Source organism: Streptosporangium sp. NPDC002607 (assembly GCF_053592655.1).
Map to the genome: position 1 here is coordinate 107,133 of NZ_JBSFWD010000026.1, position 11,728 is coordinate 118,860.

An 11,728-nucleotide genomic window follows, 5' to 3' on the forward strand; every position below is an offset into this window, starting at 1 on the left:
AACGTGACGTGAATCCACCTGACCTCAGGGAGTCGCAAGATGGATCGTCGTCGTTTCCTTGCCGGTAGTGGTGCGCTGGCCACGGTAGGGGTGGCCGGGCCGTTCGCCGGCGTCGCGCGGGCGGGGCTGAACGGGGAGACCCGCCCCGGAGGCGGGTACGGGCCGCTGAGGCCGGTCGCCGACGAGCGGGACGGCGCGGTCCGGCTTCATCTGCCCGACGGCTTCCGCTACGCCTCCTTCAGCGTCGCCGGGGACAGGTTCGGCGACGGGTCCGCCGTCCCCTCCAGGCACGACGGCATGGCCGCGTTCCGCGGGCCCGCGAACACCGCGATCCTCGTCCGCAACCACGAGGTCAACGGCCCGGTCGGTGCGTTCGGCGACCCGGCCAGGGCCTACGACCCGGCGGCGGGCGGCGGCACCTCCACGCTCAGGGTCACCCGTTACGGCAAGGTGATCTCCGCAGCCCCCAGCCTGACCGGCACCCAGATGAACTGCTCGGGCGGCCCGATGCCCTGGGGTGCCTGGGTGACCTGCGAGGAGACGGTCAACGGGCCGGACGTGGGCAACGACTTCACCGGCCAGGACAACGGCAAGCTCACCCAGAGGCACGGCTACATCTTCGAGGTCCCGATCGACGGCAGGGCCTCAGGACCGATCAGGAGCGCCGGGCGGTTCGCCCACGAGTCGGCCGCGTTCGACTCGTTCACCGGCGCCGTCTACCTCACCGAGGACAATTTCGCGTTCGCCTCCGGGTTCTACCGCTACCTGCCGCCGAAGAACCCGCTCCGGGCCGGTCGCATCCTCGACGGCGGCAGGCTGCAGATGCTGGCCGTGCGGGGCGCGCCGGGCAAGGACCTCTCAGTCGGCCAGTCCAGGGGGGCCACCTACACGACCACCTGGGTGGACATCGACGACCCCGACCCCACCTTCATCGGCACCCCCGCCAACGACCTCGCGGTCCAGGCGGTCGGCAACCAGGGCAGGGCCAAGGGGGCGGCGCTCTTCTCCCGGCTGGAGGGGGCGATCAACCATCACGGCACGATCTACTTCACCTCCACGCAGGGCGGCGCGACCGCGTCCGGCGACACCCCGCCCAGCGGCTTCGGCAAGGGGCGCGGCCAGGTGTGGGCGTACGAGACGTGGAGCGGGAGGCTCAGGCTCGTCTACGAGTCGCCGGGCTCGGTCACCCTCGACCTGCCGGACAACGTCACCGCCAGCCCCCGGGGCACGCTGGTCCTGTGCGAGGACGGCTCGGGCGACAACTACCTGCGCGGCCTCACCAGCCGTGGCGAGATCTTCGACTTCTCCCGGCTGGCCCCCGTCGCCGGGGACTCGGGCGCCGAGTTCGCCGGGTCGACCTTCGGTCCCGGCGGGCACACCCTCTACGTCAACGTCCAGTCGTCGGCGGGGATGAGCTTCGCCATCTGGGGACCCTGGCAGCGCGGCGGCTTCTGACCTCCCCGCCGACCCCCGCGACCCGCTCCGGGGCCGGTCGTACGACGTCCGTGCCGGCGGGCGGCCGGGGCGGGCGGCCGGTGAAGATCATCGGTAACCTGGGGAAATGATCGTTGGGATCGGCGTCGACGTCGTGGACGTGGCCAGGTTCGAGGCGACCCTGGTGCGGACGCCCGCGCTGCGGGGGCGCCTGTTCACCGCCGCCGAGAGCGTGCTGGCGACGGAGTCGCTGGCTGCCAGGTTCGCGGCCAAGGAGGCCGTCGCCAAGGCGCTGGGCGCGCCCCCCGGGCTGCGGCACCTGGACGCCGAGGTGCTCACCGGCGAGCACGGGCGGCCCGAGCTGCGGGTGACCGGCAAGGCGGCGGACGTCGCCCTGGCCCTGGGCGTGGTCAGATGGCACGTCTCCCTGACGCACGACGGGGGTGTCGCCATCGCCTATGTGATCGCCGAGGGATAAATTCGGTGGAATGCGGACCGCGTACACATCCGACCAGATCAGGGCGGCCGAGGCGGCGCTGATGGCGACCCTGCCCGAGGGCACCCTGATGGAGAGGGCGGCCACCGGGCTCGCGGTGGTCTGCGCCAGGATGCTCGGCGGCGTGTACGGTTCCCGCGTCGTGCTGCTCGTCGGCGGCGGTGACAACGGCGGCGACACCCTCTACGCCGGGGCACGCCTGGCGGCCAGGGGGGCCGGGGTTGACGCGATCATCGCCGGGAAGCGCGTCCACGAGGCGGGACTGGAGGCCCTGCGCCGCGCGGGCGGCCGGGTGACCGACCTGCCCGGCGGCGAAGCCGCTACCCCCGCGACCACCCTGGCCGGCCGGCCGGTCGCCTCGGAGGGGCCGGCGGCGGGAAACCTCGCGGGAGCGTCCGGGGACGGTGTGACGGGTGGTGACGCGGTGGTGGGCGGGGCGGTCCGCGACCTGATCGGCGCGGCGGACCTGATCGTGGACGGGATGCTCGGGATCGGTGGGACCGGGGCGCTCAGGGAGCCGTACGCGACCCTGGCCCGGCTCGCGGGTGACGCGCCCGGCGAGGTCGTCGCGGTGGATCTGCCGAGCGGGGTGGACGCGAGCAGCGGCCAGGTGGAGGGCGCGGCGGTCCGCGCGGACGCCACGGTCACGTTCGGAGCGTGGAAGACCGGGCTGCTGGTGGATCCCGGCGCCGGGCACGCGGGCCGGACGGAACTCGTCGACATCGGTCTCGGCCCCCATCTGCCGGAACCCGACGCGGTCGCGCTGACGGACGTCGACGTGGCCGCCCTGCTGCCCAGGCCCGGTGCCTCCTCCGACAAGTACCGCCGGGGCGTCGTCGGGATCGCGGCGGGCAGCGAGCGCTACACCGGTGCGGCGGTGCTGGCGGTGGGCGGGGCCCTGCGGGCCGGGGTGGGCATGGTCCGCTACGCGGGGGTCGCCGAGCCGGTGGCCCAGGTGCGGGCCCGCTGGCCCGAGGCGGTGATCACCACGCTCGCCCCCGGCGAGGGCGTCGAGGAGGTGGGCCGGGTGCAGGCGTGGGTGCTCGGTCCCGGGCTCGGCACCGGCGACGAGGCGCGCGCCATCGCCCGCTCGGTGCTGGCCGACGACGTCCCCGTGCTCGTCGACGCCGACGCGCTGACCCTGGTGGCCCAGGAGCGGTCACTGCTCCGCCGCGACGCGCCCGTCCTGATCACCCCGCACGCCGGCGAGCTCTCCCGCCTGACGGAGGTGCCGAGGGAGCTGATCGAGGCACGGAGCCTGGAGAACGTACGGCGGGCGGCGGCCGAGCTGGACGTGACCGTACTGCTCAAGGGCTCGACCACGCTGGTCGCGCAGGAAGGGCGGCCGGTCAGGATCAACCCCACCGGAAGTCCCTGGCTCGCGACCGGCGGCACCGGCGACGTGCTGGCCGGCCTGGCGGGCGCGCTGCTGGCCGCGGGACTGAGCGGTTACGACGCGGCCTCCTGCGCCGCCTACCTGCACGGAATCGCCGGTCGGCGCGGCCCTCTCGCCGCCTCCGACGTCGCCGAGGCCCTGCCGGAGACGGTGCGGTCATTGGCCAACGGGCTCAGGCAGAGCCGCTCACCTGCCAAACTGGAGCGATGAGCTTCCCGATGACGCCCGCCGAGGCACGGGTGGACCTCTCGGCGATCCGCGAGAATCTGGCGCTGCTCGGGAGCCACGCCCCCGGCGCCGAGATGATGGCGGTGGTCAAGGCCGACGCCTACGGGCACGGGCTGGTCCCCGCCGCGCGAGGTTGCCTGGAGGGCGGTGCCGGGCGGCTGGGCACCGCCTACGTCCGCGAGGCCCTCCAGCTGCGGGCCGCCGGGATCACCGCGCCGATCCTGGCGTGGATCCTCCCGCCGGGCGAGCCTCTGGCGCAGGCGGTCGAGCACGACATCGAGCTGTCGGCGGGCTCGGTCGCGGTGGTCGACGCGATCGCCGACGCCGCGGCCCTGACCGGCCGGACGGCCAGGGTGCATCTGAAGGCCGACACCGGCATGTCACGTGGTGGTGCGACGCCGCGTGAGTGGCCCGACCTGCTCGACCGGGCGCTGCGGCGGCAGGCCGAGGGGACCGTCGAGGTCGCCGGGCTCTGGTCCCACTTCGCCTGCGCGGACATTCCGGGAGATCCATCCATCGTGGCCCAGCTGACGGCGTTCGACGAGGCGCTGGCCGTCGCGGAGAAGGCGGGCGCCGGAGGCTCCCACGTCATCAGGCACATCGCCAACTCGGCGGCCACCCTGACGCTGCCACAGGCGCGCTACGACATGGTCCGTCCCGGGATCGCGACCTTCGGGCTGAGCCCCGTGCCCGAGCTCGGCGACTTCGGGCTGCGCCCGGTGATGACGCTCGTGGCGCGGGTCGCGCTGGTCAAGCGGGTGCCCGCCGGATCGGGTGTGTCGTACGGCCACCTGTATGTCACGGATCGGGAGACCACGCTTGGTCTCGTCCCGCTCGGGTACGCGGACGGGATCTCGCGGCGCGCCACCAACCTGGCGGAGATGCTGGCGGGCGGCCGCAGGCGGCGGATCGCCGGTCGGGTCTGCATGGACCAGTTCATGATCGACGTAGGGGACGACCCACTGGCGGAGGGCGACGAGGTGATCCTGTTCGGTGACGGATCGCGGGGCGAGCCGACCGCCCAGGAATGGGCGGATTCCCTCGGCACGATCACGCATGAGATCGTGACCGGGATCGGTTCGCGGGTCCCACGCGTTTACCGGTAAAAGGGAGCTCAGGGGGTCGCATGAGTACTACCACACGGCGCAAGGTCGGTATCGCGAGCGCGATCGTCGGTGTCGCGTCCGCGGGAGTGGCCGCCGGGGCCCTCGCCAAGCGGTACGCCGTTGGCCGCATCAGACTCCGCCCCGACCTGGAGGCGAGCGAGCCGCTTGGAGAGCTCCGGGGCCGTCCCACCACGGTCACCACCTCCGACGGCGTTTCGCTGTACGCCGAGGTGGACGGCCGGGAAGACGCTCCGCTGACCGTGGTGTTCTGCCACGGCTACACGCTCAACCTCGACTCCTGGCACTACCAGCGGCGCGATCTGGGTGACGCCTACCGCCTGGTCCTGTGGGATCAGCGCTCCCACGGGCGATCGCCGCGCATCCCGACGGAGGACTGCTCGATCGACCGGCTCGGCGACGACCTGGCCGAGATCGTCGAGGCGCTGGTGCCGGGCCCGTGCGTGCTCGTCGGCCACTCCATGGGCGGTATGACGATCATGGCGCTCGCCGACCGGCACCCCGAGCTGTTCGGCGACAAGATCAAGGGCGTCGCGCTGATCTCCACCTCCCCCGGCAAGCTCGGCGAGATCTCCCTCGGCCTGCCCGCGCTGCTGTCGAAGGCGGTGCACAAGGTCACACCGGGCACGGTGTCGATCCTGAGGCGCGGTGGCGCGCTGGTCGACAAGAGCCGCCAGGTCGGCAATGACGTGGCCTTCCTGGCCCTGCGCCACCTGGGGTTCGGCGATTCCAAGAACGTCAGTCCCACGGTCGTCGACTTCGTCGAGTCGATGATCCGTTCCACCCCTTTCGAGGTGATCGCCGAGTTCTACCCGGCGCTGATGTCGCACGACAAGCTGAGCGCGCTGGGTGTGCTGGACGAGGTGCCCACCTCCATCATGGTCGGTGACAAGGACTGGCTCACCCCCGTCGAGCACAGCAAGGCGATGGCGGCGGCGCTGCCGAGCGCCCGGTTCACCGAGATCCCGGAGAGCTCGCACCTGGTCCACCTGGAGCGGCCGGCGCTCGTCAACAACGCGCTGCACGACCTGCTCAAGCGGGCGATCGCCGACACCGACGCGGGCGACGAGAACCGATGAGCCCGGACACGGGTGGGAGTGGTGACAGGAGTGACGCACCGGTGATAGTCGTGGCGACCGCCGAGGAGATGCGGGAGCTGGGCCAGAGGCTGGCCGAGCTGTTGCGGCCGGGAGACCTGGCCGTGCTGTCGGGCCCGCTCGGCGCGGGCAAGACGACCCTGGTGCAGGGCATCGCAGAAGGGCTCAAGGTACGCGGACCGATCACTTCGCCGACCTTCGTCATCGCCCGGGTGCACCCCTCGCTCTCCGGCGGTCCGGCACTGGTCCACGTCGACGCCTACCGCCTCGGCGGGGACCTGGAGGTCGACGACCTGGACCTGGACGCCTCGCTGGAGGAGTCGGTGACCGTCGTGGAGTGGGGCGAGGGCCTGGTGGAGGGGCTCGCCGACGACCGGCTGGAGATCCTCATCGGCAGGGGCGCGTCCGGCGAGCCGGGTGAGGAACGGACCGTGACCCTCCGCGGGGTCGGACCGCGCTGGGAAGGTGTCATCTGATTTGCCCACGGGGGCTGGGAAATCCTGACAGGCTGGTACCCCGCCCCATTGGTCTAGATCGTCGGGCGCGTTGATCGACTCTGGCGGGTTTGCCCATGTTTAATGGGGAACAGGTGGGACATCGTGCCGGGCGAGGGTCGTCGGCCGGAGGGCGAAGTGGAGTTCGACGGTGCCAAGCGTCAAGCGTGTCGCGGTTGCGGGAGCCATCGTTCTTTTCGGGATGGTCGGGCTGGTCGGGTGTTCGGCGGAGGCCAACTCAGGCAGCCCGACGGCCACCCCCACCCCCACCCCGCCTGATTCCGGCATCAGCCGGCAGGACATCGAGGTCCAGCTCCAGCCGGCCCGCGCCAAGGCCGGGCAGAAGGTGTGGGTCCTGGCGAACTGCCCGATCCCGCAGGGGGGTCCCGAGCACCGCGGCACCGCGTCATCCCGGATCTTCCGCACCCCGGTGACCCTCGACCCGATCCTCGCGACGCCCACGCCGGCCCCCGCGAACACCGCCAGCCCGACGCCGCGTCCGTGGGTCCGCGGCCAGGCCACCGTCGCCGACAGCGTGGCCGCCGGTGTCTACGAGGTCAACGCCAGGTGCGAGGGGACCAACGACACGGGCAAGACCAACCTCAGGATCGTGGCCGACACCGAGCCGAGCTCCAGCCCGACGTCCAAGCCCACTTCCAAGCCGACCAGAACGATCATCAGCACCGAGGCGCCGGGCACGGGCGGCGGCGGCACCGCGGCGGGAGGCCCCGCCGACTCGGGCGGGCCGATCGGCACGACGGGCGTCCTGCTCGCCCTCGCCCTGGCCGGTGGCATCGGCATCGTGGTCGTGCGTCGCCGCCGCTCGTAGTCCCCGATGGCCGATTCCACCCGCTGGTCCAGGATCATCCTGGCCGGAGTCGTCACCGGTGCCGTCATGGTCGCGCTCAACAGCAGGGACGGCGGTGAGGAGAAGCCGCCGGTCCGGGCCTCGATCGTGCCCAGCCGCATCGACATCCCGTCCCTGGGTATCAAGGCGCCCCTGATGAAGCTCGGCGTGAAGGACGGCCGGATCGAACTGCCGCCGTACGAGAAGCCGAACACCGCGGGCTGGGTCAAGGACAGCGCGGTCCCCGGGGACGAGGGTTCCGCGGTGATCCTCGGGCACGTGGACACCAAGACCGCGCCCGCCGTCTTCTACAAGCTCAAGGAGATGCGGGAGGGACAGGTCATCAAGGTGGTGCGCAGCGACGGCAAGGTCGCCCAGTACCGGGTGGACACGATCGAGCAGATCAGCAAGAGCCGGTTCCCCGCCGACAAGGTCTACCTTGAGGACGGCCTGCGGCTCATCACCTGCGGCGGGACCTTCGACTGGGACAACCACGAATATCGCGACAACCTCATCGTCTACGCCACCCTGGTCAAGACCTGAGCCCAGCTGCCCGGGGCCCGCGCGGGCCCCGTACAGGGCTCGGACGGGGGCGCGGCGGGCCGCCCCACCAGGGCGGCGCTCCTGAGCCCTCCCCGGAAGGACTAGGCTAACTGTTCGTGCTGGTCCTGGCCTTTGACACCGCAACCCCCGCCGTCACAGCAGCGCTGCACGACGGTGCGAGGGTCCTCGCCGAGTCGACGACGGTCGACGCGCGCCGTCACGGCGAGCTGCTCGTACCCACGATCGAGACGGTCCTGAGTGAGGCCGGAGCCTCGCTCCGCGACGTCACGGCGGTCGTCGCGGGCTCCGGCCCCGGCCCCTACACCGGGCTCCGGGTCGGCCTGGTGACCGCCCAGGCCCTCGCGACGTCACTGGGCGTCCCGGCGTACGGCGTGTGCACGCTCGACGCGCTCGCCTACGGCAGCGGGCTGACCGAGCCCTTCCTGGTGGCCACCGACGCCCGGCGCAAGGAGGTGTTCTGGGGGCACTACCAGGAGATGCGCACCCGGCTGTCCGGCCCCGCGGTGGACCGGCCCCAGGACCTGCCGGGGGAGCTCCCGCTGGTCGGCGCGGGCGCGCGGATGTACGCCGAGGTCGTCGGGGCCTCCCGGCTGCTGGACGCGCCGGAGTATCCCCACGCGGGCGCGCTGGCGGCGCTGGCCGCCGAGCAACTCGGCGAGCCGGGCGTCCACACGGTCGTCGAGAGCGGCACCCACCCAGTGCTCGGCCTGCCCCACCCGATCTATCTGCGCCGTCCCGACGCCCGGGTGCCCTCGGCGCCCAAGAAGGTCTCCGCATGACGACGGTGCTCCGTCAGATGACCTTCGACGACCTGCCCGCGGTCATGGAGATCGAGCGCAGGACCTTTCCCGCCGACGCCTGGAGCGAGGGCATGCTCCGCGGCGAACTCGACGACCAGCCGAGGACCAGGCACTACGTGGTGGCCCTGGCCGAGGACGCGATCGTCGGCTACGCGGGCCTCGCCGCGGCGGGGGACCAGGCCGACGTGCAGACCATCGCGGTCCTGGCCGAGTGGCGCCGGAACGGCATCGGCGGCGCCCTGCTGACCGAGCTGCTGACCGAGGCCGAGCGCAGGGGCGCGGTCTCGGTCTTCCTTGAGGTGCGCGCCGACAACCCGGGCGCGCAGGCGGTCTATGACAGGTTCGGGTTCGAGCGGATCGGCATGCGCCTCCGCTACTACGATGACGGCACCGACGCGATCATGATGAGAAAGGATCTCCATGCGTGACGAACCGGTGGTCCTGGGCATCGAGACCTCCTGTGACGAGACGGGAGTGGGAATCGTCCGGGGGCACACCATGCTGGCCAACGCCATCGCCTCCAGCGTCGAGCAGCACGCCCGTTTCGGCGGGGTGGTGCCCGAGGTCGCCTCCAGGGCGCACCTGGAGGCGATGACCCCGACCGTCGAGCGGGCACTGGAACGGGCGGGCCTGCGCCTCGCGGACATCGACGCGATCGCGGTCACCGCCGGGCCGGGTCTGTCCGGCGCGCTGCTCGTCGGCGTCGCCGCCGCCAAGGCGTACTCGCTGGGTCTGGGCGTGCCGCTGTACGGCGTCAACCACCTGGCGGCCCACGTCGCGGTGGACCAGCTGGAGCACGGAGCCCTGCCCAAGCCGTGTATCGCCATGCTGGTCTCCGGCGGGCACTCGTCCCTGCTGCTGGTGCCCGATGTCGCGAGGGACGTCATCTCGCTGGGGTCCACCGTGGACGACGCCGCGGGCGAGGCGTTCGACAAGGTGGCCAGGGTGCTCGGCCTGCCCTTCCCCGGCGGGCCGCACATCGACAGGGTGGCCCGCGACGGCTCCGGCGCGGCCATCGCGTTCCCGCGCGGCAAGTACGACGACGGGACGCTCGACTTCTCCTTCTCCGGCCTGAAGACCGCCGTGGCCCGGTGGGTGGAGGCCAGGGAGAAGACGGGTGAGTCGATCCACGTGCCCGACGTGGCGGCGTCCTTCCAGGAGGCCGTCGTCGACGTGCTGACCCGCAAGGCCCTGCGTGCGTGTGCCAAGTACGACGTCGGTGACCTGCTGATCGGCGGCGGGGTGGCGGCCAACTCCCGGCTGAGGGCGATGGCGCAGGAGCGCTGCGAGGCGGCCGGGGTCCGGCTCCGGGTGCCCAGTCCCGGGCTGTGCACGGACAACGGTGCCATGGTGGCGGCGCTGGGCTCCGATCTGGTGGCGGCAGGTGTCGAGCCGTCGCCGCTGGACATTCCCGCCGACTCCTCGCTGCCCGTCACCACGGTCCACGTGTAGCGGGCTCACGGCCGTCGCGGGGCTCCGCCCCGGGCCGCCGCGCCCCCGTGGGCGGCGGCTCTCCGGGCTCTTCGAGGCGCTGTGGTGCCGCTCCTACGCGGAGTGCAGGGCCAGCACCGGGTAGTCGGTGTAGCCGCGGTGGTCGCCGCCGAAGGCCGAGCTGAAGTCGGCCTGGTTGAGCTCGGCGCCGAGGCGGAGGCGGACCGGCAGGTCGGGATTGGCCAGGAACGACGCGCCCAGCGAGACCAGGTCGGCGCCGCGCTCCAGCGAGTGCGAGACCCTGGCGGCCGGGTCGCCTATCGACGCGTCGTTGACGATGAGGGTGTTCGGCCAGGACTTGCGGATCTCCAGGCTGAGGTCGTCCGAACCGTTCACCCCCAGGTGCAGGTAGGCCAGGTCGAGCCCGGCGAGCTCGGAGACCAGCGCCGGGTAGACCTCCTGCCGGTCCTCCTCGACCAGGTCCCCGGCGCCGTTGCCGGGTGAGATCCGAATGCCGACCTTGGACGAGCCGATCCGGTCGGCGACCGCCCGCGCGGTCTCCACGCCGAAGCGGATCCTGTTGCCCACCGAGCCGCCGAAGCGGTCCTCGCGCAGGTTGGCGTTCTGCGACAGGAACTGGTGGATGAGATAGCCGTTGGCGCCGTGCAGCTCGACCCCGTCGAAGCCCGCGTCCACGGCGCGGGCGGCGGCGTCCGCGAAGTCCTGGATGGTGGTCTCCGCCTCGGCGGTCGTCAGCTCCCGGGGCGCGGGGTAGTCCTGCAGGCCGTTGGGTGTGAAGATCTGACCCGCCGGTCGTACGACGGACGGCCCGATGGGCAGCGCGCCGGTGTTGTCGGGGTGGCCGATCCGGCCGGAGTGCATGATCTGGGCGAAGATCCTGCCGCCCGCCGCGTGGACGGCGTCGGTGACCTCCCGCCATCCCGCCACCTGCTCGTCGGTGTGCAGGCCCGGGGTGTTCATGTACCCCTTTCCGGCCTGGCTGGGTTGCACCCCCTCGGTGATGATCAGGCCCGCGGAGGCGCGCTGGGCGTAGTAGAGGGCGGTCAGCGACGAGGGGATCCCGTCGACGTAGGACCGCGAGCGGGTCATGGGTGCCATGACCAGGCGGTTGGGCAGCTGGAGGCCGGCCAGCGTGAACGGTGAGAACGGCATGACGATTCCCTTCTTGGCTGGCCAACTTGGCTAGCCAATAAGCAGTTCTACAACTTGGTCGGCCAACATGCAAGCGGTAGTCTCGGAGGGGACGGAAGGACCTGAACATGGCGGAGCCGCTGTTCGACGAGGGATGCGAAGCGACCAAGGGGTGCGGCGAGTACGACGCCGACCTCAACTGCCTGATGGCCTACGCCGCCCGAGGCCACCGGGTCCTGCTCGCCAGCCTTCTCGGGGAGATCGACCTCTACCCGGGCCAGGAGCGCGTGCTGGGCGCCCTGTGGGACAACGGCCCCCAGTCGCAGAACGCGCTGGCGAGGATCGTCGGCATCGACGTGTCCACCATGACCAAGACCCTGCAACGCCTGGAGCGCAGCGGCTTCGTCAGCCGCAGGCCCGACCTGGCCAATCGGCGGATCAGCATCGTCGAGATCACGCCCAGGGGGCACGCGCTCCGCCCCGAGGTGGACCGGGTCCTCACCGAGATGCACCGCCGGATGACCCGGGGGCTGACGGAGGAGCAGACGGAGGAGCTGACGTCCCTGCTCGGCGTGGTCAGGGGCAACCTGTGCCGCGAGGCGGGTGCGCGGGACCCGGCCGGGGACCAGGCCCTCGACGCCGCTCGGACCGGCTGACGGCACCGG

Annotated in this window: 13 protein-coding genes; 12 read left to right on the forward strand and 1 reads right to left on the reverse strand. The window is 72.1% G+C overall.

The window, feature by feature from the left end; translation table 11 throughout:
• Positions 1-39 precede the first annotated feature (39 nt).
• The 11 genes from ACWD3H_RS27320 (at position 40) to tsaD (ending at position 9,932) form a co-directional block, all read left to right on the forward strand.
• Positions 40-1,455 carry a PhoX family protein gene (locus ACWD3H_RS27320; protein ID WP_451957001.1) on the forward strand — a complete coding sequence of 472 codons (1,416 nt, stop codon included), beginning with the start codon at positions 40-42 and terminating at the stop codon, positions 1,453-1,455.
• 106 nt (positions 1,456-1,561) lie between these two features.
• Positions 1,562-1,912, forward strand: a complete 351-nt coding sequence (locus tag ACWD3H_RS27325) for a holo-ACP synthase (protein WP_451957002.1) — start codon at positions 1,562-1,564, stop codon at positions 1,910-1,912.
• A gap of 10 nt (positions 1,913-1,922) precedes the next feature.
• The gene (locus tag ACWD3H_RS27330) at positions 1,923-3,536 is read left to right on the forward strand and encodes an NAD(P)H-hydrate dehydratase (protein WP_451957003.1); all 1,614 of its coding nucleotides are present in this window, start codon (positions 1,923-1,925) and stop codon (positions 3,534-3,536) included.
• Positions 3,533-4,660, forward strand: coding sequence for an alanine racemase (gene alr, locus ACWD3H_RS27335; protein WP_451957004.1), 1,128 nt, complete (start codon positions 3,533-3,535; stop codon positions 4,658-4,660). The genes ACWD3H_RS27330 and alr overlap by 4 nt, the downstream gene beginning before the upstream one ends.
• A gap of 20 nt (positions 4,661-4,680) precedes the next feature.
• Positions 4,681-5,757: an alpha/beta fold hydrolase gene (locus ACWD3H_RS27340; protein ID WP_451957005.1), complete on the forward strand. Its 1,077-nt coding sequence runs from the start codon at positions 4,681-4,683 to the stop codon at positions 5,755-5,757.
• Entirely contained in the window at positions 5,754-6,251 is a 498-nt protein-coding gene (gene tsaE, locus ACWD3H_RS27345; RefSeq protein ID WP_451934970.1) for a tRNA (adenosine(37)-N6)-threonylcarbamoyltransferase complex ATPase subunit type 1 TsaE, read from the forward strand. Before ACWD3H_RS27340 ends, tsaE begins: the two co-directional genes overlap by 4 nt.
• 169 nt (positions 6,252-6,420) lie before the next feature.
• Complete coding sequence (locus ACWD3H_RS27350) at positions 6,421-7,098, forward strand: hypothetical protein (RefSeq protein ID WP_451957006.1); 678 nt, start codon at positions 6,421-6,423, stop codon at positions 7,096-7,098.
• Between the two features lie 6 nt (positions 7,099-7,104).
• Positions 7,105-7,659, forward strand: coding sequence for a class F sortase (locus ACWD3H_RS27355; protein WP_355551575.1), 555 nt, complete (start codon positions 7,105-7,107; stop codon positions 7,657-7,659).
• A 116-nt stretch (positions 7,660-7,775) separates the two neighbouring features.
• Positions 7,776-8,459 (forward strand): tRNA (adenosine(37)-N6)-threonylcarbamoyltransferase complex dimerization subunit type 1 TsaB, encoded by a 684-nt coding sequence (gene tsaB / locus ACWD3H_RS27360; RefSeq protein WP_451957007.1) that lies wholly within the window; start codon positions 7,776-7,778, stop codon positions 8,457-8,459.
• Positions 8,456-8,908 carry a ribosomal protein S18-alanine N-acetyltransferase gene (rimI, locus tag ACWD3H_RS27365; protein WP_350911433.1) on the forward strand — a complete coding sequence of 151 codons (453 nt, stop codon included), beginning with the start codon at positions 8,456-8,458 and terminating at the stop codon, positions 8,906-8,908. The genes tsaB and rimI overlap by 4 nt, the downstream gene beginning before the upstream one ends.
• On the forward strand, positions 8,901-9,932 hold the full coding sequence (gene tsaD / locus ACWD3H_RS27370) for a tRNA (adenosine(37)-N6)-threonylcarbamoyltransferase complex transferase subunit TsaD (protein WP_451957008.1): 1,032 nt from the start codon (positions 8,901-8,903) through the stop codon (positions 9,930-9,932). The genes rimI and tsaD overlap by 8 nt, the downstream gene beginning before the upstream one ends.
• Before the next feature lie 93 nt (positions 9,933-10,025).
• Here the strand turns inward: tsaD and ACWD3H_RS27375 are convergent, their stop codons facing one another.
• Positions 10,026-11,084: an alkene reductase gene (locus ACWD3H_RS27375; RefSeq protein WP_451957009.1), complete on the reverse strand. Its 1,059-nt coding sequence runs from the start codon at positions 11,082-11,084 to the stop codon at positions 10,026-10,028.
• Between the two features lie 107 nt (positions 11,085-11,191).
• On the opposite strand from ACWD3H_RS27375, the gene ACWD3H_RS27380 reads away from it, so the two are divergent.
• The gene (locus tag ACWD3H_RS27380) at positions 11,192-11,719 is read left to right on the forward strand and encodes a MarR family winged helix-turn-helix transcriptional regulator (protein WP_355551589.1); all 528 of its coding nucleotides are present in this window, start codon (positions 11,192-11,194) and stop codon (positions 11,717-11,719) included.
• The last annotated feature ends 9 nt before the right edge of the window (positions 11,720-11,728 follow it).

Coding starts and splice junctions, on each gene's coding strand:
- ACWD3H_RS27320 (WP_451957001.1), top strand. CDS start 40: ATGGATCGTCGTCGTTTCCTTGCCGGTAGTGGTGCGCTGGCCACGGTA.
- ACWD3H_RS27325 (WP_451957002.1), top strand. CDS start 1,562: ATGATCGTTGGGATCGGCGTCGACGTCGTGGACGTGGCCAGGTTCGAG.
- ACWD3H_RS27330 (WP_451957003.1), top strand. CDS start 1,923: ATGCGGACCGCGTACACATCCGACCAGATCAGGGCGGCCGAGGCGGCG.
- alr (WP_451957004.1), top strand. CDS start 3,533: ATGAGCTTCCCGATGACGCCCGCCGAGGCACGGGTGGACCTCTCGGCG.
- ACWD3H_RS27340 (WP_451957005.1), top strand. CDS start 4,681: ATGAGTACTACCACACGGCGCAAGGTCGGTATCGCGAGCGCGATCGTC.
- tsaE (WP_451934970.1), top strand. CDS start 5,754: ATGAGCCCGGACACGGGTGGGAGTGGTGACAGGAGTGACGCACCGGTG.
- ACWD3H_RS27355 (WP_355551575.1), top strand. CDS start 7,105: ATGGCCGATTCCACCCGCTGGTCCAGGATCATCCTGGCCGGAGTCGTC.
- rimI (WP_350911433.1), top strand. CDS start 8,456: ATGACGACGGTGCTCCGTCAGATGACCTTCGACGACCTGCCCGCGGTC.
- tsaD (WP_451957008.1), top strand. CDS start 8,901: ATGCGTGACGAACCGGTGGTCCTGGGCATCGAGACCTCCTGTGACGAG.
- ACWD3H_RS27375 (WP_451957009.1), bottom strand. CDS start 11,084: ATGCCGTTCTCACCGTTCACGCTGGCCGGCCTCCAGCTGCCCAACCGC.
- ACWD3H_RS27380 (WP_355551589.1), top strand. CDS start 11,192: ATGGCGGAGCCGCTGTTCGACGAGGGATGCGAAGCGACCAAGGGGTGC.